At 71.1% G+C, this 24,877-nt stretch carries 26 protein-coding genes; 12 read left to right on the top strand and 14 right to left on the bottom strand.

Features of this window, described 5'->3' with window-relative positions:
* The first annotated feature begins 141 nt into the window (after nt 1–141).
* Nucleotides 142–1,104 (top strand): pentapeptide repeat-containing protein, encoded by a 963-nt coding sequence (locus ACQPWU_RS18065; protein ID WP_433441456.1) that lies wholly within the window; start codon nt 142–144, stop codon nt 1,102–1,104.
* Here ACQPWU_RS18065 and ACQPWU_RS18070 read toward each other — a convergent pair.
* The 3 genes from ACQPWU_RS18070 to ACQPWU_RS18080 all read right to left on the bottom strand — a co-directional run bounded on the left by ACQPWU_RS18070 (nt 1,101) and on the right by ACQPWU_RS18080 (nt 4,961).
* Nucleotides 1,101–2,483, bottom strand: a complete 1,383-nt coding sequence (locus tag ACQPWU_RS18070) for an NCS2 family permease (RefSeq protein WP_433441458.1) — start codon at nt 2,481–2,483, stop codon at nt 1,101–1,103. The genes ACQPWU_RS18065 and ACQPWU_RS18070 overlap by 4 nt on opposite strands.
* 62 nt (nt 2,484–2,545) lie before the next feature.
* Complete coding sequence (locus ACQPWU_RS18075; protein WP_433441460.1) at nt 2,546–2,779, bottom strand: EF-hand domain-containing protein; 234 nt, start codon at nt 2,777–2,779, stop codon at nt 2,546–2,548.
* Between the two features lie 22 nt (nt 2,780–2,801).
* Nucleotides 2,802–4,961, bottom strand: coding sequence for a xanthine dehydrogenase family protein molybdopterin-binding subunit (locus tag ACQPWU_RS18080; protein WP_433441462.1), 2,160 nt, complete (start codon nt 4,959–4,961; stop codon nt 2,802–2,804).
* 94 nt (nt 4,962–5,055) lie between these two features.
* On the opposite strand from ACQPWU_RS18080, the gene ACQPWU_RS18085 reads away from it, so the two are divergent.
* The 5 genes from ACQPWU_RS18085 (at nt 5,056) to ACQPWU_RS18105 (ending at nt 11,403) form a co-directional block, all read left to right on the top strand.
* A complete protein-coding gene (locus ACQPWU_RS18085) occupies nt 5,056–6,561 on the top strand; it encodes a PucR family transcriptional regulator (RefSeq protein ID WP_433441464.1) in 1,506 nt (501 codons plus the stop codon).
* A 327-nt stretch (nt 6,562–6,888) separates the two neighbouring features.
* A complete protein-coding gene (locus ACQPWU_RS18090; protein ID WP_433441466.1) occupies nt 6,889–8,172 on the top strand; it encodes a helix-turn-helix domain-containing protein in 1,284 nt (427 codons plus the stop codon).
* Between the two features lie 44 nt (nt 8,173–8,216).
* A complete protein-coding gene (locus tag ACQPWU_RS18095; protein ID WP_433441468.1) occupies nt 8,217–8,801 on the top strand; it encodes a copper resistance CopC family protein in 585 nt (194 codons plus the stop codon).
* Nucleotides 8,798–10,774, top strand: a complete 1,977-nt coding sequence (locus ACQPWU_RS18100; protein WP_433441470.1) for a cytochrome c oxidase assembly protein — start codon at nt 8,798–8,800, stop codon at nt 10,772–10,774. The genes ACQPWU_RS18095 and ACQPWU_RS18100 overlap by 4 nt, the downstream gene beginning before the upstream one ends.
* Nucleotides 10,775–11,013: 239 nt before the next feature.
* Nucleotides 11,014–11,403, top strand: coding sequence for a sensor histidine kinase (locus ACQPWU_RS18105; protein WP_433441472.1), 390 nt, complete (start codon nt 11,014–11,016; stop codon nt 11,401–11,403).
* A gap of 21 nt (nt 11,404–11,424) precedes the next feature.
* Here ACQPWU_RS18105 and map read toward each other — a convergent pair whose 3' ends face one another.
* Nucleotides 11,425–12,273, bottom strand: a complete 849-nt coding sequence (map, locus tag ACQPWU_RS18110) for a type I methionyl aminopeptidase (RefSeq protein ID WP_433441474.1) — start codon at nt 12,271–12,273, stop codon at nt 11,425–11,427.
* A gap of 32 nt (nt 12,274–12,305) precedes the next feature.
* On the opposite strand from map, the gene ACQPWU_RS18115 reads away from it, so the two are divergent.
* Complete coding sequence (locus ACQPWU_RS18115; RefSeq protein WP_433441476.1) at nt 12,306–12,479, top strand: hypothetical protein; 174 nt, start codon at nt 12,306–12,308, stop codon at nt 12,477–12,479.
* Nucleotides 12,480–12,612: 133 nt separating this feature from the next.
* Here the strand turns inward: ACQPWU_RS18115 and ACQPWU_RS18120 are convergent, their stop codons facing one another.
* Nucleotides 12,613–12,900, bottom strand: a complete 288-nt coding sequence (locus ACQPWU_RS18120) for a hypothetical protein (RefSeq protein WP_433441478.1) — start codon at nt 12,898–12,900, stop codon at nt 12,613–12,615.
* Nucleotides 12,901–12,996: 96 nt separating this feature from the next.
* Between ACQPWU_RS18120 and ACQPWU_RS18125 the strand changes: the two genes are divergently transcribed.
* Nucleotides 12,997–13,569, top strand: coding sequence for a TetR/AcrR family transcriptional regulator (locus ACQPWU_RS18125; RefSeq protein ID WP_433441480.1), 573 nt, complete (start codon nt 12,997–12,999; stop codon nt 13,567–13,569).
* A 29-nt stretch (nt 13,570–13,598) separates the two neighbouring features.
* Here the strand turns inward: ACQPWU_RS18125 and ACQPWU_RS18130 are convergent, their stop codons facing one another.
* Both ACQPWU_RS18130 and ACQPWU_RS18135 read right to left on the bottom strand, forming a co-directional pair.
* Nucleotides 13,599–14,243 carry a cyclase family protein gene (locus tag ACQPWU_RS18130; protein ID WP_433441482.1) on the bottom strand — a complete coding sequence of 215 codons (645 nt, stop codon included), beginning with the start codon at nt 14,241–14,243 and terminating at the stop codon, nt 13,599–13,601.
* Nucleotides 14,240–14,491, bottom strand: coding sequence for a CBU_0592 family membrane protein (locus ACQPWU_RS18135; protein WP_433441484.1), 252 nt, complete (start codon nt 14,489–14,491; stop codon nt 14,240–14,242). Before ACQPWU_RS18135 ends, ACQPWU_RS18130 begins: the two co-directional genes overlap by 4 nt.
* 73 nt (nt 14,492–14,564) lie before the next feature.
* Between ACQPWU_RS18135 and ACQPWU_RS18140 the strand changes: the two genes are divergently transcribed.
* Complete coding sequence (locus ACQPWU_RS18140) at nt 14,565–15,518, top strand: LysR family transcriptional regulator (RefSeq protein ID WP_433441486.1); 954 nt, start codon at nt 14,565–14,567, stop codon at nt 15,516–15,518.
* On the opposite strand, the gene ACQPWU_RS18145 is transcribed toward ACQPWU_RS18140, so the two are convergent.
* On the bottom strand, nt 15,493–16,071 hold the full coding sequence (locus ACQPWU_RS18145; protein ID WP_433441487.1) for a hypothetical protein: 579 nt from the start codon (nt 16,069–16,071) through the stop codon (nt 15,493–15,495). The two genes, ACQPWU_RS18140 and ACQPWU_RS18145, sit on opposite strands and share 26 nt — an antisense overlap.
* A 173-nt stretch (nt 16,072–16,244) precedes the next feature.
* Between ACQPWU_RS18145 and ACQPWU_RS18150 the strand changes: the two genes are divergently transcribed.
* A complete protein-coding gene (locus tag ACQPWU_RS18150) occupies nt 16,245–17,387 on the top strand; it encodes a lipase family protein (RefSeq protein WP_433441489.1) in 1,143 nt (380 codons plus the stop codon).
* Between the two features lie 81 nt (nt 17,388–17,468).
* A complete protein-coding gene (gene npdG, locus ACQPWU_RS18155) occupies nt 17,469–18,122 on the top strand; it encodes an NADPH-dependent F420 reductase (RefSeq protein ID WP_433441491.1) in 654 nt (217 codons plus the stop codon).
* A gap of 34 nt (nt 18,123–18,156) precedes the next feature.
* On the opposite strand, the gene ACQPWU_RS18160 is transcribed toward npdG, so the two are convergent.
* From ACQPWU_RS18160 to ACQPWU_RS18185, 6 genes are read right to left on the bottom strand one after another with little or no spacing between them, the layout of a single operon-like run.
* A complete protein-coding gene (locus tag ACQPWU_RS18160; RefSeq protein ID WP_433441493.1) occupies nt 18,157–18,762 on the bottom strand; it encodes a response regulator transcription factor in 606 nt (201 codons plus the stop codon).
* A complete protein-coding gene (locus ACQPWU_RS18165; protein WP_433441495.1) occupies nt 18,759–19,844 on the bottom strand; it encodes a sensor histidine kinase in 1,086 nt (361 codons plus the stop codon). Before ACQPWU_RS18165 ends, ACQPWU_RS18160 begins: the two co-directional genes overlap by 4 nt.
* Nucleotides 19,845–19,864: 20 nt before the next feature.
* Entirely contained in the window at nt 19,865–20,578 is a 714-nt protein-coding gene (locus tag ACQPWU_RS18170) for an ABC transporter permease (protein ID WP_433441497.1), read from the bottom strand.
* The gene (locus tag ACQPWU_RS18175) at nt 20,575–21,462 is read right to left on the bottom strand and encodes an ABC transporter ATP-binding protein (RefSeq protein ID WP_433441499.1); all 888 of its coding nucleotides are present in this window, start codon (nt 21,460–21,462) and stop codon (nt 20,575–20,577) included. The genes ACQPWU_RS18170 and ACQPWU_RS18175 overlap by 4 nt, the downstream gene beginning before the upstream one ends.
* A gap of 45 nt (nt 21,463–21,507) precedes the next feature.
* The gene (locus tag ACQPWU_RS18180) at nt 21,508–22,194 is read right to left on the bottom strand and encodes an alpha/beta hydrolase (protein ID WP_433441501.1); all 687 of its coding nucleotides are present in this window, start codon (nt 22,192–22,194) and stop codon (nt 21,508–21,510) included.
* A 12-nt stretch (nt 22,195–22,206) separates the two neighbouring features.
* Nucleotides 22,207–23,625 (bottom strand): PLP-dependent aminotransferase family protein, encoded by a 1,419-nt coding sequence (locus ACQPWU_RS18185; RefSeq protein WP_433441503.1) that lies wholly within the window; start codon nt 23,623–23,625, stop codon nt 22,207–22,209.
* Between the two features lie 59 nt (nt 23,626–23,684).
* Here ACQPWU_RS18185 and ACQPWU_RS18190 point away from each other — a divergent pair, with 59 nt between their 5' ends.
* A complete protein-coding gene (locus ACQPWU_RS18190) occupies nt 23,685–24,872 on the top strand; it encodes a trans-sulfuration enzyme family protein (protein ID WP_433441505.1) in 1,188 nt (395 codons plus the stop codon).
* The last annotated feature ends 5 nt before the right edge of the window (nt 24,873–24,877 follow it).

Genomic DNA, 24,877 nt, shown 5'->3' on the forward strand with positions numbered 1-24,877 from the left:
TGAGGTGCGTGTACACCTCCATTCTTCCTCCATCTCACTCCATCTCACGGATAGGTGAGGATTATCCGGCTGATTACCCCGGTGCCGCCGGACCTCGATAGGCTCACCGGCAGTCCGAACGTCAGGATGGGATCGACATCGATGGACAAGCCGGAAGAGCCGCCGACCGCGGAGCCGGGGGACCCGCAGGCCAGCAGACTCACCACCATCGTGTTGATCGTCTCGCTCGTCCTCGTCGTGCTGGTCGCGGGCGTGCTCGGCACGATCGCCGTTCTGATGACCAGGAATCCCGACTCGCCGCTCTTAGGCGCCGCGCCGGCGCAGCAGCTGGCCGTGCCCATCCACTTCGCCCCCGTCAGGCAGGCCAAGGCCGCGCCGTGCCCCGGCGACCAGGCCGTGCTCGACGAGGAGCAGACCACCTGCTACCTGCTGGAGGACGGCGTCACGGTGGACTCGGTGCAGACGGTCCAGCCCGTGCGCGAGAAGGACGGGCAATACTCCGTGCGCATCGCGATCGCCCCGAGGTTCAAGGAGCGCCTCGTGCAGCTCATCGACGAACTGGTGCCCGATCAGCGGCAGGTCGCCATCGTGCTGGCGCCTGTGCAGCCGGACGCGCCCAAGGTCGTGCTCGCCGCGCCGATCGTCACCCAGTACATGGACGGCGACAGCATGAGCATCGCGGGGTTCGAGAAGGAGGAGGCCGACGCCCTGGTGGCGCGTCTGCTGGGCACCACGCCCGGCCAGGACACCTCCCCGGCGACCTCGGCGCCGACCGGTCCCGCCTCCACGGGTGCGCCCACCCCGCCGCAGACCGGAAACCAGCAGAGCACGAACCCCGGCGCCACCAATTCCGGCACCACGAACCCCGGCACCACCAACTCCGGCACCACGAACCCCGGCACCACGAACCCCGGTGCTACCAACCCCGCCGCGACGAACCCGGCGTCAGGTTCCAGGCGCACCCCCGACAAGCGGTACGCGAGCTGCAAGGAGGCCGTGGCCGCCGGAGACGGCCCCTACACCAAGGGCACGCATGAGGAGTACTACTGGTACAAGGACGTCGACGGCAACGGCGTGGCCTGCAACAGCGGCGACCTCCGTTAACGGCCGAACAGCTCCTCCAGCCAGTCGATCGCGAAGTAGGCCAGGAAGATCAGCGAGACGATCCAGAGCAGCCACGGGATCTCGGAGAAGCGCCCCTTGGCCGCCTTGACGAGGGTGTAGGCGATCACGCCCGCGCCCACCCCGTTCGTGATCGAGTACGTGAACGGCATCAGCGCGATCGTCAGGAACGCCGGGACGGCCAGGTCCAGGTCGTCCCAGGGCACGTTCTTGCTCTGCGTCATCATCAGCGCTCCGACCAGCACCAGCGCGGGCGCCGCGGCGGCGGAGGTCACCACCGCGGCCAGCGGCGTGAACAGCAGCGTCAGACCCAGCAGCGCGCCGGTGACCACGCTGGCCAGGCCGGTCCGCGCGCCCTCGCCGACGCCGGCGGCCGACTCGACGAAGACCGTGTTCGCCGAGGAGCTCAGAGAGCCGCCCACCATGCCTCCCACGCCGTCCACGGTCAGGATCCGGCCCAGCCGGGGCACCTGTCCCCGCTCGTCCACGAGCCCGGCCTCGTCGCTCACGCCGATGATCGTGCCCATCGCGTCGAAGAACCCCGACAGCACCAGCGTGAACAGCACCACGGCCGCCGTCAGCGCCCCAGCCCTGGCGAACCCGCCGAACAGGTCGAACGCGCCGGCCAGCCCGAAGTCCGGCGCCGAGATCAGGCGCTCCGGCACGTGTGGCGTGACCACGCCCCACGACCCGCGCGGGACCCTGGCCAGCGAGTTGACCAGGATCGCCAGGCCGGCCGTCACGATGATGCTGATCAGGATCGCCGCCGGGGTCCTGCGCACGTACAGGGCGATCATCAGGAGCAGGCCGAAGGAGAACACCGCGACCGGCCAGCCCGTGAGGTGGCCCGTGGCGCCGAGCTGCACGGGCGTGCCCGTGCCCCGCGCCACGAACCCGGCGTCCACCAGGCCGATCAGCGCGATGAACAGCCCGATCCCCACGCTGATCGCGTGTTTGAGCGCCAGCGGGATCGCGTTCATGATGAGCGTGCGCAGCCCTGTCACGGCCAGCACGATGATGACGAGGCCCTCCAGCACGACCAGGCCCATGGCCTGGGCCCATGTCATGTGGGGCGCGGCCTGGTAGGCGACGACCGCGTTGAGCCCGAGCCCGGCGGCCAGGCCGAAGGGGGCGTTGCCGATGAAGGCCATCAGCAGCGTGGAGACGGCCGCGGCCAGCGCGGTGGAGGTGGTCAGCTGGGCGATGGAGAGCCGGGCGCCCGTGACGTCCTTGGCGCCGGCCAGGATGATGGGGTTGAGCAGGATGATGTAGGCCATGGCCACGAACGTGGTCAGCCCGCCACGCACCTCGCGGCCGACGGTGGTCCCCCGCCCGGTGAGCTCGAAGAATCGATCGAGCACCCGCCGTCCCCCTTCATCATGATCAGGGGGACTGCTGGCTTGCTACCCTGCGGGGGACGAGATCACGCCTTCTCGTGGCGCCCGTGGCTGACCAGGCCGACGAACTCCTCGAGCCCGATCGTCCCGTCGCCGTCGCTGTCGGCGGCCTTGATGAACGCCTCGATCTCGCTCTCGGAAGCGCCCAGCCCGCCCAGCGCCTCGTTGGCCTGGCGGATCTCGGCGGCGGTCAGCAGACCGTCGCCGTCGGTGTCGAACCGCCTGAACTCAGCCTCGGCCGCTTCACGCGCGCTTGCCATCGGATACCCCCATTGCGGAACGTCAGTCGAACAACGCGATATCTTCCGGCCTAATCGGAACGCGAGTCAACCGCAGCCCGGTCGCCGCGCGGACCGCGGCGGCGATGGCGGGGGTGGAGGAGAGGGTCGGCGGCTCGCCCGCGCCACGCAGTCCGTAAGGCGCCGCCGGATCCGGATTTTCCAGGATCTTCATGTGCATCGGCGGCATGTCGAGGATGGTGGGGATGAGGTAGTCGGTGAACGACGGGTTCAGCAGCCTGCCGTCGCGGATCTGGATCTCCTCCATGAGCGCCAGCCCGAGCCCCTGAGCTGAGCCGCCCTGGATCTGACCCTCCAGGGCCTGCGGGTTCAGGATCCGGCCCACGTCCTGGACGGCCGCCAGCTCGACCACCTTGACCAGGCCCAGCTCCACGTCCACGTCCACGACGGCCCGGTGCACGCAGAGGGCGAGCTGGGTGTGGGAGTCGCCCTGGCCGGTGCGCGGGTCCATCGGGTACGTGGGGCGGTGCCGGTACTCGCGCGTCTCCTCGATGGGCCCGAACTTCTCGAGGGCCTCCTCCGGCGACAGTCCGTTGAATCGTTCCCGTACGGCCTCGCAGGCGGCCTTCACCGCGCCGCCGGTCACGTACGACTGGCGTGAGGCGGACGAGGAGCCGGCCGAGCCGACCGAGGTGTCGGCGGCGGCCACGGTCACGTTCGCGATGCCCAGCTCGGTACGGGCGATCTGCGCCTGGATCGTCACCAGGCCCTGGCCCACCTCGGCGGCCGCCGTGTGCACGGTGACGTGCGGCTCGCCGCCGATCAGCTCGGCGCGCACCCTGGCCGTGGAGTAGTCGTCGAAGCCCTCGGAGAAGCAGATGTTCTTGATGCCGACGCCGTAGCCGACGCCGCGGCGCACGGACTCGCCGTGCGTCGTCTGGGAGACGCCGCCAGGCATGGACCGCAGGTCCTCCGACACCGCGGAGGGTAGCGGTATCGCCTCCAACTCGCGCAGCATCTCCGCGAGCGGGGCGGGGGAGTCGATCACCTGGCCGGTGATGAGGTGGGAGCCCTGGGAGACGGCGTTGCGCACCCGGATCTCGACCGGTGACAGGCCGCACGCCTCGGCCAGCCTGTCCATCTGCGACTCGTACGCGAAGCACGCCTGGACCGCGCCGAAGCCGCGCATCGCGCCGCACGGCGGGTTGTTGGTGTAGACGCCGGTGGCGTCCACCCGCACGTTCTCCACCTCGTACGGACCCACGCCGAGCGAGGCGGCGTTGCCGACCACGGCGGGGGAGGAGGAGCAGTACGCGCCGCCGTCCAGCAGGATGTCGGCCTTGACGTAGACCAGCTTGCCGTCGCGGGTCGCGCCGTGCTCGTAGCGCATCCAGGCGGGGTGGCGGTGCACGTGGCCGAAGAACGACTCCTCACGGCCGTACACGATCTTCACGGGCCGGTTCAGCCGCAGCGCCAGCATGCAGGCGTGCGCCTGCATCGACAGGTCCTCGCGGGCGCCGAACGCGCCGCCGACGCCCGACAGCGTCAGGCGCACCTTGTCCGGGGGCAGGCCGAGGCAGGGGGCGAGCTGGTCGCGGTCCACGTGCAGCCACTGGGTGGCGATGTAGAGGTCCACGCCGCCGTCCTCGGCCGGGACCGCCAGGCCCGACTCGGGGCCGAGGAAGGCCTGGTCCTGCATGCCGACCTCGTACTCGCCGGTGACGACGACCTCGGCCTCGAACGTGTCGCCCCGCCGCACCGGCTGATGTCTCACGAAATGCCGGGACTTGCGGGGGTCTGTCACGGCCTCGCGGGGCTCGTACTCGACCACGATGGCCTCGGCCCCCCTGCGGGCGGTCTCCGGGTGGTCCGCGGCCACCAGCGCCACCGGCTCGCCCTGGTAGCGCACCTGGTCGATGGCCAGCACCGGCTGGTCCTTGTGCTCCAGCCCGTAGAACTTCGCGCCCGGCACGTCCTCGTGCGTCAGCACGGTGAGCACGCCCGGGATCCTCAGCGCGGGACCGACGTCGATCGAGCGGATCCACGCCGACGGATGCGGGCTGCGCAGCGTCGTGCCCCACACCATGCCGTCCAGCCACAGGTCGGAGGCGTAGGCGAACTCTCCGGTCACCTTCAGCGTCGCGTCAGGCCGCCGGGCGCTCTCTCCGACGCCGTGAAGGGTGGTGTACGCCGTCTCCGTCATTCTCCGAGTAGAGCACCGCCGCCCGGCCGCCTCCATGCGCGTCGCGTGAAATCCCGGTCAGCGGTTGGCCGCACAGCCTTGTATATTCCTACAAGTGCACATCTCTGACCTGCTGGCCATCGACGACCTGGGCCTGACCCTGCTCGCCGGCGACGCCTCGCGCGAGTTCCACACCGTGCACATCACGGACCTGCCCGAGCCGGGACGCTACCTGGTCGGCGGCGAGCTGGTGCTGTCCGGGCTGATGTGGTGGCACGCGCCCGAGGACTCGGCCAGGTTCGTGTCGGCCCTCGTCGAGTCGGGGGTCGCCGCGCTCGGCGCCGGACAGGCGTGGCTCGGCCACATCCCGGCCGACCTCGTGGCAGCGTGCGAGGACGCCGGCCTGCCGCTGATCGAGGTGCCGACGGAGGTGTCGTTCCGCACGCTGGCGGAGCTGGTCGTGCCGCGGCTGTCCGGCGACATGCGCGACGCGCTCGGCCGCCACCGCAGGCTGGTCGCGGCCATCGCCGAGGGCGCGGATCTACGAGAGTTGTTCGAGCTGACCGCCGCCGAGCTGGGCGTCACCGGCGCCGTCCTGTCCGCGTCGGGCGAGGTGATCGTGGGCGCGGCCGAGGATCCGGTACGGCTGGCCAAGGCGTACCTCACGGCCCCGCGGCTGCCCGCGCACGTCGGCAACCACACGATCTTCGCGGTCGGGCGCGGCCACCGGGCCGCCGGCTGGGCACTGGCCTGCGACGGCGACCTGATCGGCCAGGCCGACCTGGGCTACGAGCTGGCGGCCTGCGTCGGCCTCGAACGCAGCCGCATGGAGGAGGGCCGCAGGGTCGAGCGCCGCCTCAGCGAGCAGCTCATCGTGGCCGCGCTGGCCGAGTCGGACGTGGCCGAGCTCAACGCCAGGCTGCGGACGTGCGGGATCGACGCGGCGGAGCCGTACGCGGTCGTGAACGCCACCGCGCCGAGGCCGGGCGCCACCCGCGGCCCCGACCCCGCCACGCTCGGCGGCCAGGTCGTGGAGGAGCTGCTGGGCCGCGAGGTCGTGGCCGCGGCGGGCGCGGACGGCGCGGTCGCCGTGGTGCCGCTGCGCGAGCGCACCACCGCCGAGGTCGCCGAGCGGCTGCGCGCCGGCGCCGAGGTGCTGTCGGCCCTGCCGGACACCCGGCTCTGCGTGGGGCTGAGCGGCGCCCTGACCGGGGCCGCCGCGATCAAGGGCGGCGTCGAGGAGGCCGGGCACGCCAGACGGCTGGCCGAGGCCCGCGCCGGGGGTGTGGTGACCAGCGACGAGATCTACACGCACGCGCTGCTGCTGGCCACGGTGCCGGGGGATGTGCGCCGCTCCTTCGCGGCCAGGCTGCTGTCGCCGCTGCTGGACTATGACCGCAGGCACCAGTCGGAGCTGGTGCGGACGCTGGGGATCTTCCTCGACTGCGCCGGTTCCTGGAACGCCTGCGCCGAGCAGTTGCACGTGCACGTGAACACCGTGCGTTACCGCATCCGCAGAATCGAGGAACTTACCGGCAGGAATCTGTCGACCATGGCCGACCGGGTGGATTTCTTTCTCGCCCTCAGAGACACGGGGCCGCCGCGGCAGGCCCTTCCATGAGAGGGGGCGGAAGAGGGGGCACAACGACGTAGGCGGGCTTCGTCATCTTGATCGGGAGACGTCGCCTGCGGGGGCACGGTGCGGTTGCGTGCCCTTGATCAGTCGTGGGCCCCCTCTCGCCGAATGCTCAGCAGCAGTGTTCCGCGTCCTGCAGACTCGAAAGGGAGGCAGACGTTTCGGCACTCGCGGCCGTAACATTGCCTCCAACGGCAACCGCGGCCAAAACCACGGCAGCCAGAGCAGACAGGGCAATACGCATACGCATGGAGGATTCTCCCTCGCCTATGTGGGGTTGCTCGGACTTCATCATCTCAGGGAGCGGCGACAGTGACCACATCTGACCTGGTCGGACTCCGTATTAAAACGGTTCGGCGACAGCGCGGCCTGTCGCAGGCGCAGCTGGCGCATCCCGAGTTGTCTGACAGCTATGTCTCCTTGATCGAGAGTGGCAAGCGTACCCCTACCCCCGCCGTCCTGGAGCTGCTGGCCCAGAAACTCGACTGCTCGCTGTCCTACCTGATCAACGGCGTGACCGCCGAGCAGATGGAGGACATCGAGCTCGCGCTCGGCTACGCACGCCTGGCGCTCGAGAACGGCGAGGTCTCTGAGGCCCGCACACGCTTCGACGAGCTTCTGGCGGACAATAACCTGACAGGGCTGACCTCGCTACGTCAAGAGACCGAATACGGGCTCGCCCTCGCGGCGGAGGCCGGCGGCGACCTCGACGGGGCGATCTCCATCCTGCTCGGGCTGCGGGCAGAGGACCTGCCGGCCGAGCGGCAGATCGAGGTCGCGATCGCGCTCTGCCGCATCTACCGGGAGAGCGAGCGGCTGACCGAGGCCGTCGAGGTCGGCGAGCAGCTGCTCGTCGGCACCGCCCGCCCGGCCTGGACCGACCTGCTCGTCGAGCTGGGCGGCACCCTGCTGGCCGCCTACATAGAGCGCGGCGACCTGCTGCGGGCCAGGCAGTTCGCGGCCGAGCTGCTCAACGCCGCCGACGCGCTCGGCACCCCGCGCTCGATCGTGGCGGCCACCTGGATGGCCTCCAACACCGCCCAGTTCACCGGTCACCTGGAGGAGGCGCTGTCGTTCTCCGAGCGGGCCATGGCCGTGCAGCTGGAGAATGGCCAGCCGCGCGCCGTCGCCAGGATGCGCCTCGCGCTCGCGCAAAAGCGCCTGGAGGCCCGGCCTCACGAGGCCGCTGCCGTCCGCGACATGCTCCGCAACGCGGTCGCCGAGTTCGAGCAGACCTCCACCAGCACGATCCAGCGGGCCCGCCTCCAGGTGGAGCTGGCCAGGGCCGAGTCCATCACCGGTGAGCTCGACAGGGCCGTCGAGCACGCCGTGGCGGGCCGCAACCTGCTGCCCAAGTCGGGGATGGCGCTGGGCGCCGAGGCCGATCTGCTGCTCGGCAGGATCTACGGCGCCGTCGGGCGCTCGGACGAGGCCGCCGCGCACGTCGCCGCCGCACGCGACTGGCTCGCCCCGCTGCCCGACTCCCGCCGTTCGGCCGCCACCTGGTACGCCACGGCCGAGACGATGGAGCAGCTCGGCGACTCCGCCGGAGCGGTGGAGGCCTACCAGCGGGCGCTGGCCTGCGCGGGGCTGTAGCGGAGTCCGGACCGGGCGGTGGCGTCGGTAGCCTTGAGGATGTCATGAAGAGATCCCCGTTCGCGGTGTTCACCGCTATCGCCGCCGCCCTGTTCGTGCTCGTCACCGCCGCGCCCGCGCTGGCGCACGACGCGCTCAAGAGCAGTTCCCCGGCCAAGGGCGCCGAGGTCAAGGCCCTCGAGGAGGTGCGCCTCGAGTTCACCGCCGGTGTGCGCCTGCCGTTCGTCATCGTGCGCGGTCCCGGCGACGCCGAGCATCAGAGCGGCAAGCCGCAGGTGGACGGCAAGGTGGTGACGCAGGCGGTCGAGGGGCCGCTGCCCGATGGGAAATACACGATCGCCTACCGGGTCGTGTCGTCCGACGGGCATCCCATCGAGGGTGAGATCCCGTTCAAGGTGGAGGGGGCCGAGACGCCGTCTCCCAGCCCTTCCGTCTCCGAGAGCCAGGCGCCGGCGAGCGCCAGTGCGCCCGCTCAGGCCCAGCCTTCGGCCAGTGAGACGGCGCCGGCCACCGATCAGGCGTCGGCCGCCCAAGAGGGGACGTTCCCGGTCTGGCTGATCATCGTGATCGGCGCGCTCATCGGCATCGGCATCGGCTTCCTGCTGAGCGCGCGGAGAAGGAAGCCATGAGCAGGGCGGCGCGGCTCGCGCTCACCGGGGCGGCCGCCGCGGTCGTCGCCCTGGTGATCGGCATGATCGCCGGCGGCAGGGCGTTCCCGAGGATCATCCCGGGGCTGCCCGACTCCGGAGCAGTCGTCCGGTGGGGGCTGCCGCTGTCCAAGCTGGCCATGGACGTGTCGGGCGTGGCCACCGTAGGCCTGCTGCTGATGGCCGCCATGCTGCTGCCCAACGACAAGGGCGTGCTCGGCAGGAGTGGCGTCGAATACGTCAAGGCCGGCTCGTGGGCGGCGCTGGCCTGGGCCGGGTCGGCGTTCGCCGCCATCGTGTTCGGCACCGCCGAGTCCATCGGCAGGACCGTGCCCGAGATCCTCAACGGCGCCTTTCTCACCAGCTACGCCACCCAGACCACGCAGGGCGTGGCGCTCACGCTCGTGGTGCTGTTCGGGGTGGCGATCGCGCTGTTCTCGCGCGGCGCCATCACCGCCGGAGCGGCGGCCGGGCTGCTGGTGTTCGCCCTGGTGACGCTGTTGCCGGCGCCGCTGACCGGCCACACCTCGTCCTCACCCAACCACGACCTGGCCACGTCGTCGGTGTCGCTGCACCTGCTCGCGCTCGCGCTGTGGGTGGGCGGGCTCGTCGTGCTGACCCTGCACGCGGTCCGCCGGCAGCCGCAGCTCGAGGTGGCCGCCGCCCGGTTCTCCGACATGGCCCTCTGGTGCTACGCCGGGGTCGGCATTTCCGGGGTGTTCAGCCTGGTCGCGCGGCTGGGCGCGCTGTCCGACCTGTGGACCACCCAGTACGGCCTGCTCGCCCTGGCCAAGATCGTGGCGTTCGTGCTGCTCGGCTACATCGGCTACTGGCACAGGCAGCGCACGGTGGCCGACCTCCGTAAGGGCAAACCGCGCGCGTTCACCCGGCTGGCCTCCGGCGAGATGCTGCTCATGCTCGCCACCGTCGGCGTGGCCGTGGCGCTGTCGCGCACGCCGCCTCCCGAGTTCAGCGTCCCCGCCGACCGGGCGTACGAGCTGCTCGGTTTCCCCCTTCCCGTCGAGATCACGCTCGGCAACGTGTTCACCCTGTGGTGGTTCGACCTGTTCTTCGCCGTGGTCGCCGCCGTGCTCGGCGGGCTCTACGGGCTGGGCGTGTTCAGGCTGCTGCGGCGCGGCGACAAGTGGCCATGGGGACGCACGGCCTCCTGGTACGTCGGGGTGGCGCTGCTCATCTTCGCCACGCAGAGCGGCCTGGCCCGGTACGCCAAGGTCATGTTCGACATGCACATGATCGAGCACATGACGCTCTCCATGGTCGTGCCGATCTTCCTGGTCCTCGGCGGACCCGTCACGCTGGCCCTGCGCGCGCTCAAGCCCGCCACCCGCAGGGGCGACCGGGGGCCGCGGGAGTGGATCACGACGATCCTGCACAGCCGGTTCACCAAGGTCATCACGCATCCTGGCGTCGCCACGTTCATCTTCGTGGCCTCGACGTACGCGCTGTACTTCACGCCGCTCTTCGAGTCGGCGATGCAGGAGCATCTCGGGCACATCTGGATGACCCTCCACTTCCTGATCAGCGGGTGCCTGTTCTTCTGGGTCATCATCGGGATCGATCCCGGGCCCAACCGGCTCCCGCACGTCGGGCGGCTGCTGATGCTCTTCGTCACCATGCCGTTCCACGCGTTCTTCGGCATCGCGCTGATGATGATGGGCACGGTGATCGCCTCCGACTGGTACGAGCAGCTCGGCCGGCCCTGGGGCGAGACGCTGCTCCAGACCCAGAGCAACGGCGGAGCCATCGCCTGGGGGTTCGGCGAGATCCCGACGCTGCTGGTGCTGCTGGCCATCGCGGCGCAGTGGTACAGGGACGACGAGAGGCAGGCCCGGCGCGCCGACAGGCGGGCCGACCGCACGGGCGCGGGGGATCCCGACCTCGACTCCTACAACGCCTATCTCGCCCGTCTCAACCGCGCCGACAAGGGGAAGTAGCCGTTTTCCCGCGTGGCCTCATGGGCGAGTAGCGGTTCGGCCATGGCCTTCTATCTTCCCACTACACGTCTCTGGACCGGCCGGTAGCCTGTCTCGTAGGGGAGACGGGCATAACCTCATCAGTTAGCGTGCGTAGGCCTTGAGGGGGGGATGCGCGCGCCAGGTGGGAGCGCCGGAGTGGGGACCGGCGCGAGCCCGGCGTGCCGAGGAAGGCGAAACCATTGTCGAAAGAGACACGGATGCGCGGGGGGCAGAGCCTGGCGGAGGCGCTCGAGAGCTACCTGGCCGAGTGGTCCGAGCGCACGGGGATCGCCGTGGAGACCTGGGCGTTGCCCGCCACCGACGTGCCGTCACGGGTCTCGAGCGCCGTCATGGCCGCGATGGACGACGCACTGTCCAACGTCGAGCTGCACAGCCGGGCCCGGATGGTGTCCATCGCCGTGACGACCTCCAAGAGCGGGCTGCGCATGACGGTCAGCGACAACGGCCAGGGCTTTCCCATCACGGGGACGGGCGGCGGGATCGCCAGGATGCGGGCGGCGTTCGCGGAGATGGGCGGGAGCCTGTCGGTCAACAGCGTGCTGGGGGAGGGCACGACGGTGACCGGGGTGGTGCCCAGGCAGCGGTGACTCGCCGCGCCACGGCGAGGGTCAGGGCAGGGTGAGGATCTCGCTGCCGCTGTCGGTCACCACGATCGTGTGCTCGAACTGGGCTGTGCGCTTGCGGTCCTTCGTCACCGCCGTCCACTTGTCCGGCCAGATGTCGTACTCGATCGTCCCCAGCGTGAGCATCGGCTCGATCGTGAACGTCATCCCCGGCACCAGCTCCACCCGCAGCGACGGGTCGTCGTAATGGGGCACCATCAGCCCGGAGTGGAAGCTGGTGCCGATCCCGTGACCCGTGAAGTCGCGCACGACGCCGTAGCCGAAGCGCTTGGCGTACGCCTCGATGACCCGCCCGACCACGTTGAGCTGCCGCCCGGGCGCGACCGCCTTGATGGCGCGCATCATCGCCTCGCGCGTGCGCTCCACCAGCAGCCGCGACTCCTCGTCCACCTCGCCCACCAGATATGTGGCGTCGGTGTCGCCGTGGACGCCGCCGATGTAGCCGGTGATGTCGACGTTGACGATGTCGCCGTCCCGCAGCACGGTGTCGTCGGGGATGCCGTGGCAGATCACCTCGTTGATCGACGTGCACAGCGACTTGGGGTAGCCCTTGTAGCCGAGCGTGCTCGGGTAGGCGCCGTTGTCGATGAGGAACTCGTGGCCGATCCGGTCGAGCTCGTCGGTCGTCACGCCCGGCTGAATGTGCTTGGCGACCTCCTCGAGCGCCTGGGCGGCGATCCGGCCGGCAACCCGCATGCGCTCGATGATCTCGGGGCTCTTCACGTCGGACTCGCCGGTCCTGGGGCGCTTCTTACCGACGTACTCCGGCCGCTCGATGTGGGCGGGAACCTTTCGCATGGGCGAAACTCGCCCGGGCTGGAGCAGTGTCGTCATGAAACATGAGTCTACGGGGCAGAATTGACCTCGTGAGCGAAGGCCAGTGGTGGTTCTGTCTCAAGCACATGCGGGTCGAGCCCGACCAGGGCTGCCCCAACAAGGACCGGATGGGTCCCTACGAGTCCGAGCAGGAGGCGGCCGGGGCGCTGGAGCGCGCCGCCGCCCGCAACAAGACCTGGGACGAGGCCGAAGAAGAAGACTGAGGCACGGCGCGGCCCGGGCCGTTGGTGGTGCCTCCGCGGCGTCGTGCCGGGGTTCTGGTCGCACGACGCCGGGCGGCCCTTCGGGGTCCCCGGCGGGCTGAGCGGCCGGGGCAGCGGAGCCGTGGTTCTGCTGTCAGCGGCCGGCTCCCTCCGGCCGGGTCACTGCTGCGGCCGGGTCACAGGGATTGGGCTCGGGTCGCGTCCCCCGCTGCCGGCGCAGGCGGGAGTGAGCCCGCAGGAGGCTCGGCACGAGGGCGTACACCACTGTGGGCACCACGATCAAGGTGAGCACCAGCGTGCGCAGGGCCAGTGGCAGCGGCGCGATGACCGGGCCGAGGAGCAGCTGCACCGCCATGATCATTAAGTAGACCGACAGCCAGGTGATCATCGCGCGGTGGTGCACAGAGGGGGCAGCAGACATGGTTCGTCCCTTTCCTGGGTCATTTCCAACTCGTTGGTTGGAGTTTGGCACACTCATCTCCAACTGTCGAGTTGGAATTTTGGCTATGCTGCTCCCATGGCGTGGAACACGGCGCAGACGCGCAGGCTCCTGTTGGACGCGGCGGTGGAGGAGTTCGCCGAGCACGGCCCCGAGGGCGCCCGGCTCGACCGGGTGGCCGCCGCTGCGGGCGTCAACAAGGAGCGGATCTACCAGTACTTCGGCAACAAGGAGCAGCTGTTCGCCGCCGTCCTGACCTGGGCGCTGGAACGGCTGGCCGAGGCGGTGCCGCTGGAGGAGGGCCTGGCCGCCGACCTGCCCGAATACGCCGGCCGTGTCTACGACTATCACCGTGAGCACCCGCAGTTCATCCGGCTGCTGCACTGGGAGGGGTTGCACCGTGGCAGCGGCCCGGTCGCGGGTGGTGAAGTGCGCGCGGCTCACTACGCCGCGAAGCTGGCCGCACTGGCCGCCGCCCAGAAGGCCGGCACGCTGGGCACGGACTTCGCGCCGCGCGAGCTGCTCTACGCGGTGATCGCGCTGGCGGGCTGGTGGTACGCCACCCCGCAACTAGCGCAGATGATCATGGCCGAGGGTGCCGGGACCGCCCGTGACACCCTCGTCCGCATGGTCGCCAAGCTGATCAGCTGAGGGGCTGGGAAGGCTGATGAAGGCGACCACTAAGGAACGATCGCGTACGCCCTGACCGGGAACGTCCCCATGCCCGCGACCATCGGGGGCGCGGCGTGGAAGCGGAAGCCGCCGGAGGGCAGCTCGGCCAGCCCCGTCAGGTGCTCCACCAGCGGGATCCCCGCCTCCAGCAGGATCGAGTGTGCGGGGCGCTCGCCGTGCGGCGGGGTGTCGTCGATGTTCAGCGAGTCGATCCCCACCAGCACTGCGCCCTGGCCGGCCAGCCACTGCGCCGACTCGGGCGCGAGGTAGGGGTGGCCGTGCAGATACGCGTCGGTGCCGAAGTGGCGGTCCCAGCCGGTGTGGATCAGTACGGCCCGCCCGCGTACGTCCAGACCCTTGTCGATCACCACCTCCCGGCCCTCACCGCCGCGGACCACGAGGCCGGGGAGGTCTGCCAGCTTGCTCAGCGGCACCTGTGACAGGTCCGGCCCGTCGGCATAGCGGTGGTGCGGGGTGTCCAGGTAGGTGCCGGTGTTGGCGGCGAGCGTGATCATGCCGATGTGGAACTCCGTGCCCGGCGCGTACACCTTGCGCGAATCCTCCCGGCTCAGGTGAACCCCCAGCTTCGGGCCGGGGATGCCGGGATAGGTGACCATCCCGTCGACGATGCGGTGGCTGAGTTCGACGATCATTTGGACACTCCTGCTCGTGTGAGTTTGACGAGGGCCACGGCGCCGATGCCCGCCCAGATCAGGTTGAGCCCGGCCGACGGCCAGGCGGCGTTGTAAGCACTGTTGATCATCAGGCCGATCGAGCCCGCGAGGTTGACGAGCTGGTACGCCACGCCGTCCCCCGATAACCGGGACGTCGTGACCAGGGCATACCCGGCGAGCAGGAGCGCGGCGCCGATCCAGCCCACGGCGGTGAGGAGGAGATCCATGGCGGCCATTGTCCGGACGTGGGGTGCTGAAGCACAAATAAAGAAGGCTAAAGGTGCGCGTAAGCTGACCTGCATGGACATCGATCCACGGCGGTTACGCATCCTCCACGAGGTCGCCCGCCGCGGCGGCGTGATGCGGGCCGCCGAGGCTCTCTACCTGACCCCCTCAGCCGTCTCGCAGCAGCTCGCGCAGCTCGAACGTGAAGTCGGCCTGGCCCTCATCGACCGCTCCCAGCGCAGCGTCTCGCTCACTCCTGCCGGGCGGGTGCTCGCCGGTTACGCCGAGCGCGTGGAAGAGGAGCTCCTGGAGGCCAGACGGGAGCTCACCCGCTTCACCGAACGCCTGGCCGGGCCCGTGCGCATCGCCGCCTTCCCCACGGTCATCAAGCACGTGCTGGTGCCCGCCATGCGTGACCTGGCCGAACGACACCCCAAGATCACCCCGGTCATCCATGAGATCTACGGCCAGCCCGCGCTGCAGGAGCTGCGGATGGGGGCCGTGGACGTGCTCATCACCGAGCAGGACATGGGCCTGCCCGCGCTGTCACAGCCGTCGCTGCGGACCCGGCTGCTCTACGTGGACGAATACCGCATCGTGCTGCCGCCCGGCTGGCCGGATCCGCACACGGTCGCCGACCTGATGCAGCAGCCGTGGGTGGCCGGCGAGCCGAACCAGGTGTGCGGTCAGGCGCTGGAGCGGCTGGCGGGGCTGCACGGGTTCGAGCCGCGCAAGGTGCACGTCATCACGGAGTTCGGGCCGACGCTCGCGCTGGTGGCGGCGGGGCACGGGGTGGCGATCGTGCCCGCGCTGGCCCTGCTGGACGTGCCCGAGGGCGAGGTGCGGGTGAGCGAGATACGCGACGTGGGGGCGCGCAGGCTGGACGCCGTCACGCGGGTGAGCCGTACCAGGTCGGGGGAGCCCGACCCGGTGCAGGCCGTGGTGATCGGCGCGATCGAGGAGTCCACGGCGACGCTGGGCACGTCGCTGAGCGGACGCCTGGCTAGTCCGCCGGCTGAGGACCGCTGACCTTCTCCAGCAGGCGGGCCAGACGCTCGCGCAGGCCGGGGCGGCGCTCCGGCTCTCCGGCCGCCGTGCTCACCAGGTGCTGCGCCCCGTCGAACGTCACCAGCCCGTCGCGCGGCACCTGGATGGCGTCATGGGCCAGCCCGGCGAGCTCGCGGTCGCCGCCCTCGATGGCCAGGATGGTCGCCCCCGTGCGGCGCGCGTCGTTCACGCGTTCGAGCAGCGGGACCGGCGCCTGCTGCTCGGTCAGCACGAACAGCGTCTCGCCCCGGGCCGCCCGCTCCAGGCGCTCGAGGCCGACGCGCAGGTGGGCGGGCGCGTCGGCAGGCGGCGCCCAGCGCACCAGCGTGGGCGTGAGCTGCGACAAACCCGAGAACCTGGCCTCGTCAGCTAGGTGCGCGGTCAGGTGCCAGGGCTCCTCGTCGGGGGTGCCGACCAGGAGGAGGCCGCCGGGCGAGCGGGTGGCGCGCAGCGCGACGCCCAGCTCGCGGGCGCGTTCGAGCCAGCCGGTCTCGGCCAGGAGCTCGCGTAGCAGGGCCACCGATCCTGAGTCCATGTCACCCATGGTGCCCGACCAGCACCCTCGGGGTGGCTGATTCGGGAGTGATGTGTTGACACGAGGTGTGTTTACGCGTCATTTCGGGCCTTGACACGGGGTTACTCTCGGGTAACGATCGGCTCGCGGCGCCGCCGTCCCAAGTATGTGGTCCTCACGGAGAGGGGCGGCACATGACCTTACGTGTCCGCGTCAGCATGTCCATGATCCTGTTATTGATCATGTCCCTCATCACGGCCCCGGCCCGCGCCGCGGCTCCGGGAGATGTGGTCTCCGCCCAGCCCACCACCGTCTACCTCCTGCCGGGCAAGCTGCTGGAGGTCCCGGTCAACTCCTGGCACCTGCTCTACAACTCCACCTCCGCCACCGGCTCGATCAACACCGTGTCGGGGACGCTGCTCGTGCCCAAGAGCGGCTATCCGCTCGGCGCGCGCCCCATCATCGGGTACGCCGTGGGCACCCACGGGCTCGGCGACCAGTGCGCCCCCTCGGTCAGCATGAGCCAGGGCCGGGAGGCCGAGCTCGCGCTGGTGAGCCTGTTCCTGCTCAAGGGGTTCGCGGTGGCCATGACCGACTACGAGGGGCTCGGCACGCCCGGGCCGCACACGTACATGGCCGGGATCTCGCAGGGTCACGCCGTGCTCGACTCGATCAGGGCCGCCACCCACGTGTCCGGGGCCGGGCTGTCGAGCCGGGCGCCCGTCGCCGTCATGGGCTACTCCCAGGGCGGCGCGTCGGCCGGGTGGGCGGCGCAGCTGCAGCCGTCGTACGCGCCCGAGCTGCGGCTCAAGGGCGTCGCGGCCGGTGGCGTGCCCGCCGACCTGCACGCGGTCGCGGACCACCTGGACGGCGGGCCGAACTTCGGGCTGGCGGCGGCGGCCGGGGTCGGGCTCGACGCGGCCTATCCCGAGCTGAACCTCGAAGGCGACCTCAACGACCGGGGCCGCGCCCTGCTCGCCGACGCCGCCGACGACTGCGTGGGCGACCTGGACAAGCTGGCCGGGCTCAGCTTCTCCGACCTGAGCCCGGTCGACCTGCTCAACCAGCCGAAGTGGCTGGCCCGGCTCGGGCAGAACCGTCTGGGCGCCGTGGCTCCCCGAGTGCCGATGTTCCTGTATCACGCGCAGGGGGACGAGATCATCCCGCTCGCCGTCGGGTCCACGCTGCGGTCCGAGTACTGCCGGGCCGGCGTGAACGTCCGGTGGACCGCTGTGCCCGCGCCCAGCCACGTCACTGGCGCCGTCGAAGGAGGGCCGCCGGCCATCGAATGGCTGGCCCTGCGGATACTCGGGCTGCCCGCCATCGGCAACTGCTAGCCCGCATCCCGGCCGGGCCCGCCTCGCCGGGCCCGGCCCCGCGGGCCGGCGCAGTCCCCCGGGGCTGGCATCATCGGGCGTATGACAGATGTGAGCGGGCTTTCCATCGCCATCCTCGGCGGCACCGGCGACCAGGGGAAGGGGCTGGCGCGGCGGTTCGCGCTGGCGGGGCACCAGGTGCTGATCGGGTCGCGTAGCGCGCAGCGCGCCCAGGACGCGGCCGCCGACATCGGCGGCGGCGCGACCGGCGCCGAGAACGCCGTCGTCGCCGCCCAGGCCGACATCGTGATCGTGGCGGTGCCGTACGAGGGGCACAAGGCGCTGCTGGAATCACTGCGCGCCGAGCTGGCCGGGAAGATCGTGGTCGACTGCGTGAACCCGCTCGGGTTCGACAAGCAGGGCGCCTACGCGCTGCCGGTGGAGGAGGGGAGCGCGGCGCAGCAGGCCGCCGCGGTGCTGACCGAGAGCCGGGTGGTGGCGGCCTTCCACCACGTGTCGGCGGTCCTGCTGATGGATCCGGCGGTGGAGAAGGTGGATCTCGACATCCTGGTGCTCGGCGACGACCGCGAGGCCACCGACACGGTGCAGGCGCTGGCCGAGGTGATCCCGGGGGTGCGCGGCGTCTACGGGGGGCGGCTGCGCAACGCCCACCAGATCGAGGCGCTGACCGCCAACATCATCGCCGTGAACCGGCGCTACAAGGCCCACGCCGGGCTGCGCATCACCGACATCTGACCCGGAGGCGCCGCCGTACTTCGGCCCGGGTGGGTCACAGCCAGCCGGCGTCCTCGGCGATGCGGATGGCGTCGATCTTGTTGCGGGCTCCCGTCTTCATGATCGCCCCGGTCAGGTAGTTGCGTACGGTGCCGGGCGAGAGGTGGAGGCGGGAGGCGATCTCCTCGGCCGAGGCGCCCCTGGCGGCCTCCTTGAGGACCGTGGACTCGCGCGGCGTCAGAGGGCTCTCGCCGTACTGCATCGCCGAGGACACCAGCTCGGTGTCCAGCACGCGCAGCCCCGACGCGGTGCGCCTGATCGAGTCCGCCAGCCGGTCGCCGGGGGCGTCCTTGACCAGGAACGCCTCGATGCCCGTGGCCAGCGCCCTGCGTACGTGGCCCGGCCGGCCCATGGCCGTGAGCACCAGCACCCGGCACGACGGAAGGCGCTCCATGAGTGTGGCGGCCGCGGTGATGCCGTCCACGACCGGCAGGTCGATGTCCACCACCGCGACGTCGGGCCGGACCCGGAGGGCTTCGGGCACGATCTCGTTGCCCCGGGTCACCTCCGCGACCACCTCGATGTCCGGCTCCAGCCGGAGCAGGGCGGTGAGCGCCGCGCGGATCATGTGCATGTCCTCGGCCAGCAGAACCCTGATCACGCGGCGACCTCCATGGCCAGGAGGAAGCCGCCCTCTCCCGTCGGGGTGGCGGTGCACGAGCCGCCCGCCTGGGCCGCCCGCTCAGCCAGCCCCGTGAGACCCCCGCCAGCAGGGCTCGAGGACTCGAGGGCGCCGTCGTTGGCGACCTCGAGCCGTAGCCTGCCGCCGTTCACGGAGGTGGTGATCGTGCAGGTCGTGGCCCTGCTGTGGCGCAGTACGTTGGTGATCGCCTCGCGTACGCCCCAGGCCAGCGCCTCTTCCGAGCGGATCGGCACCGCCACGTCGGCCAGGTGCGCCTGGACGCCGATGCCCGACGACTCCAGCAGCGCCACCGCCCGGTCCACCTCGCCCGTCAGCGACATCGCCCGGTAGCCCCTGGCCACCTGGCGCACGTCCTGGGCCGCCTCCCTGGCGACCTGCACCAGTTCGCGCACCTCCGTCCGGGCGGTGGCGGGGTCGCGTTCCACCAGCCGGGAGGCCAGGTCGCCCTTGAGCGCGATCGCGGTGAGGCTGCGCCCGAGGCCGTCGTGCAGGTCGCGGGAGATGCGTAGACGCTCCTTGAGCACCGCGGCGTCCGCCAGCTCGGCCCTGGCCTGTTCCAGGTCCGCGGTCACGCGTACGAACCGCACCAGCGCGTAGATCATGGCGCCCGTCGTCGGCACGGTGACGACGTAGAAGAGCGTGACCACCGACAAGTCGACGCTCATCCACAACGCGGAGCCCTCGTACAGCATCATGAGCCCGACGAGCGCGCCGCCCCAGCCCAGCGGCAGGAACACCAGCAGCGTCCCGGCCAGCATCGGCGCGGCCACCGCCGACATGCCGCCGGGCAGCAGGAAGTCCGGCAGGTACGTGGCGACCGCCTGGAGCACGAGCGTGAGCGGGAAGCCGGGCGGGCGCTCGCCGCGCAGGCCCGCGCGCATGTTCAGGTAGTGCGTGGAGATCACGGCGAGGATCGCGAGGCCGGCCGTCGTGCCGAAGGCCGGGCCGTGCAGGAAGTAGAGCAGCGCGATCACCGCGTAGGCGACGGAGACGGCGGTGATGAGGCCGCTCGCGAGCCGCCTCGCCGATTTGGAGACCACGGCGACGATTATGACCTGCCCTACGAACGACGGGGTTCCCAGCGGAACCACAGCCGGATCGCGACGAGCCCGACGACCGTCCAGGCGGCCAGGACCAGGGCGGGCACGGCCAGGTCGCCGGTCTTGAGGGCGTTCACGACGGCCGTGGTGGGCAGCAGGTCCAGGACGGGCCGCAGCCACGAGGGCAGCGGGATGGGGCCCATCGCGCCCGCCGCGACCCCGGCCACCAGGAAGACGGGCGTGGTGAACGCCGCGGCCAGCTCGGCGCGCGGGATCGCGGCCGTGTACGCGGCGCCGAGCAGGGACAGCACGGCCGACCCCGCCACCGTGATCGCGGCGAACCCCAGCGGGTCACCGGGCAGCGGGACATCGGCCACGAGCCGCACGGCCACCGTGCACAGCACGATCATGGCCATGGTCTGCGTGGCCGTGCTGGCGATCTGGCCGAGCAGGATCTGCCCGTCCGTCAGGCGGCCGGCCCGCAGCCGCTTGAGCACGAGCTGGTCGCGGCGGGTGGCCAGGGCGACGGTGATGTTCATGAACGCGGTGATCGCCAGCAGGATCGAGATCGCGCTCTGGAAGACCGAGGTGGCGGCGGAGACGCTCTGGACGTTCTTCATCAGCAGCGGCAGCCCGACGGCCAGCCCCACCGGGGTGACCACCGAGCCGAACAGCATGGTCTTGTCCCGCCAGAACAGGCGCGTGCCGAGGCGGTAGGTGGCGGCCAGGCTCATCGGGCGCTCCTCGCGAGGTCCAGGAACAGGTCTTCGAGGGTGGCCGTACGGACCTCGAGGCCCGCCAGGCGCAGGCCGCGCTCGGCCGCCCAGGTCAGCAGCGTCTGCGCGGCCAGGTCGGGGTCCGCGGCGCGGCAGACGGCGCTCTCGCCCTCCACGGTGACCGGCAGCGGCAGGTCGGCCGGGTCGACATGCGAGGGAAGCCGGAACGCCACCCGTCCCGACATGGCGGCGAGGGTCTCCGCCATGTCGCCCGACGCGACCACCTCGCCCTCATCCATGATCGCCATGGCGGAGGCCAGGCGCTGAGCCTCGTCCAGGTAATGCGTGGTGAGCAGGATCGTGGTGCCCTGCCTGGCCAGGTCGCGGACGACGGTCCAGGTGTTGCTGCGCGCCTCGGGGTCCATGCCGGTGGTCGGCTCGTCGAGGAACAGCACGTCGGGACGGCCCAGCAGGGCCAGCGCCAGATCGAGCCTGCGCTTCTCGCCGCCCGAGAGCTGGCGGACCTTGGTGGCGTGCTTGCCCGCCAGCCCCGCCAGCTCCAGCGCCTCGTCACGAGGGCGGGGCGCGGCGGTGAAGTCACGCCAGGTGTCGACGGTCTGGGCCACTGTCAGGTCAGGGAAGAACCCGGCCTCCTGCAACATGATCCCGGTGCGCTGCCTGACGGCCGCGCGGTCGGCGTACGGGTCGAGGCCGAGCACCCGCACGGTGCCCCCGTCGGCCCGCTGGAAGCCGGCGAGCACCTCGATCGTGGTGGTCTTGCCCGCGCCGTTCCTGCCCAGCAGCGCGAAGATCTGACCTTCGGCCACCTCGAACGAGATGCCCTTCACCGCCTCGAACCCGTGGTGGCTCTTCCTGAGCCCGTTCACTTCGATCGCTGTCATGCGTACGAGTCTTCCGGGGCCGATCGCGGGGCGACAGTGAGGAATTCACGACTTCCGTGAGAGCTTGAGCAGCGCGTCCGTGACGCCCTCCGGGTCGACGATCTGGTGCAGGTGCATGCCGGGCACGCGGGTCACGGGCCAGCCGCGCCGGGCCGCCTCCTCGGCGACGTTCTCGTACGGCGGGCCGAACCACAGGCACGAGCACCTGACGTCGTCCCACCCGGCGGGCACGGGGATGGGCTGGGTGTAGTAGTCGAGCGGCAACCGCGGCTGCTCGGCCGCCACCCGTATGCGGACGGCGGGATCGGGCAGCATGGCCACCACGTCCTCCTCGTCCCACCAGTCGGTCCAGCGCGGCAGCACACCGTCGGGGCCCGCCAGGTCGCGCAGGAACGGCAGGAAGCCCTCTTCCGCGGTCTTGATCAGGCCGTCACGCGGAGGGATGTGCGCGTCGGCGAACACGCACGCCACCACCCGTTCGCCCAGGCCCTCCTTGATCAGCGGCAGGAAGAAGCCCGCGTTGCTGTGCACGGCCAGCACGACGGGCGTGTCCGGGGTGGCCGCGCGCACCGCCTCCACCACCCGCGGCCAGTACGGCGCGCCGCCCGCCGCCACGCCAGTCAGGTCGGGCACCACGGCCGCGTGTCCCCGGCGCTCCAGAGACTCGGCCACGGGAGCCCACGTCGACGGCCCGACAGAAGGGCTGTGCACGAGTACGAAGGTCGTCTCCATGGCTCTACCCTGTCAGACGATCAGGGGGTGGCGGGAGACCGAGCGGCCGGCTCCGTCGTAGACCGCCCAGGCCGAGGCCAGGTTGTTCACTGCTCGCGAAAGCTCCTCCTCCGGGAAGAGGAAGTGCAGGCGCATGCGATCCGCGTGCCCGCCGAGCGGATCGAACGACCTCCCCGGCGGCACCGCGACGCCGTGCCTGAGCGCGACCTGGGCGAACGAGTCGACGTCGCCGCGCGGGATCCGTACCCAGATGGTCTGGCCGCCGGCCGCCGGCTCGAAGGACCACGACGGCAGGTGCTCGCGCAACTCGGCGCACAGGTGGTCGTGGCGCTCGCGCAACGTGCGCACGCGTGCCGCGCGTACCTCGTCCAGGCGGCGCAGCAGGGCGACGGCGGCGAGCTGGCTGAAGACCTCGCCGCCCAGGTCGTGCACGGCCCGCAGCCTGGCCAGCCGCGAGACCAGCGGCGCCGCCGCGCGGATCCACCCGACCCGCAGCCCGCCCCAGACGAGCTTGCTCAGCGAGCCGACGGAGATCAGGTGATCTCCGCCCTTGAACGAGGCCAGCGGCGGCGGAGTCTCGCCGGTGAAGCAGAGTTCGGCGCGTACCTCGTCGTCGATCAGCGGCACGTCGTACTCGGCGGCCAGCGCGGCCAGCCGCCTGCGGGACGGATGGTCCATGACCGAGCCGTCCGGGTTGCGGGCGGTGGGGACGAAGTAGGCCAGCGTGGGGCGTTCGCGCATGTCCTCCGCCGTCCCCGGCCGGATGACGGCCGCGGCGTGCCGGAACACCTCCAGCGCGCCCGGGTACGTCGGCGTCTCGGTCAGCACGGTGTCACCGGCCGCCACCAGCAGCCCGGTCAGCAGCGTGAGCGCCTGCTGCGCGCCCGTCGTCACGATGATCTCCTCGGCCGTCGTGGGCACGCCGCGGCCGGTGTAGTAGGCGGCCAGCGCCGTGCGCAGGGCCGGGTTGCCCGCCGGCTGGTAGCCCAGGTCGCGCACCTGGGCCAGCCGCGCGCCCGCCTCCTCGTACGCCTCGAACATCGCGGCCGGCGGGTCCTGCGGCGCGGCACACGTCAGGAGCTGCACGCCGTCCGGCGGATGCAGGATGTGCAGGAGCAGCGGGTTGGCCACCACGCCGTCGGCGGTCCTCGTCGCGGGCAGATCGAGCGCGGCCACCCTTGTGCCGCTGCCCTGGCGGCGCACCACGCGGCCCTCCTGCTGCAACAGGTCGTACGCGGCCACCACGGTGCCCCGGCCCACCGCCAGCCGCCTGGCGAGCACCCGGTCGGGCGGGAGCGGCTGGTCGGGCGGCAGCACGCCGTCGTCGATCAGGGCGCGCAGCCTGGCCGCGAGCAGCAGGTACAGCGGGCCACGCCCCGACGCCCAGCGGCTCAGCAGATCGACGAGGTCGTCAAGATTGGCCCCATTCATGGACCAATTCTGTCGTATTGGCTCTCACATCGGACCCTGCTTACGGCGATCCTGGCTGTATGACCGACTCCCGCCCTGAGATGCTCCGTCCGGAGACCCGCGCCGTCCACGTGCCGCAGCCTTCCATCGAGGGCAGCCGCCCGATCAGCATGCCGATCTACCAGACCTCCGGGTTCATCTTCGACGACCCCGCCGTGATGGCCGACGCGATGGGCCGGGCCGACGGGCCGTTCGTGTACGGGCGCTACACCAACCCCACCGTGCGCTCGCTGGAGCTGGCCGTCGCCGACCTGGAGGGCGGGGCCGGGGCCATCGCCACGGGCTCTGGCATGGGCGCGATCAACACCGTCCTGCTCGGCCTGCTCAAGCCCGGCGACCACCTCATCGCCCAGGCTTCCCTGTACGGCGGCACCGCCGCCATGATCAACGACCTGGTGGGCAGGTTCGGGATCGCGGTCACGTACGTGCCCGAGAACGACCCCGCGGCTCTGCGCGCCGCCGTCCGGCCGGAGACCCGGCTGGTCTACCTGGAGACGATCAGCAACCCGATGACGCTGGTGGCCGACCTGCCCGGGATGTGCGCGGTGGCCCGCGAGCTGGGGATCCTGTCCGTGGTGGACAACACGTTCGCCACGGCCCTGCTCTGCCGGCCCATCGAGTACGGGGCGGACATCGTCGTACACTCCACCACCAAATACCTGTCCGGGCACACCGACGTGGTGGGCGGCATCACCGTCTTCGCCTCCTCCTCGCTCTACGAGAAGGTGTGGCACTTCGCGATCGAGCTGGGGGCATCGGCGGATCCGTTCGCGGCCTGGCTGTCGCTGCGGGGGCTGCAGACGCTGGGGCTGCGCATGGAGCGCCACTGCTCCAACGCCCGCTTCCTCGCCACCCAGCTCGCCTCGCACCCCGCCGTCACCGCCGTTCACTGGCCGGGGCTCTCCTCGCATCCCTCGTACGAGCTGGCAGGGAAGCTGCTGTCCGGCTTCGGCGGGGTGCTCTCGTTCGACCTCGCCGGTGGGCGGGCGGCCGGTGAGAAGTTCATGAGCTCCGTACGCCTGGCGCTCCTGGCTCCTTCGCTCGGGGGCGTGGAGACGCTCGTCCTGCACCCCGCCACGACGTCGCATCGTTCGCTGAGCGCCGAGGAACTGGCCAGGAGCGGGATCGGCGAGGGCACCGTACGCATCTCGGTGGGCATCGAGCACCCCGAGGACCTGTGGGCCGACGTGTCCCAGGCGCTGGCATAGTGGCC

It is taken from the genome of Nonomuraea sp. CA-141351, assembly GCF_050944675.1.
Classification (GTDB): Bacteria; Actinomycetota; Actinomycetes; order Streptosporangiales; family Streptosporangiaceae; genus Nonomuraea.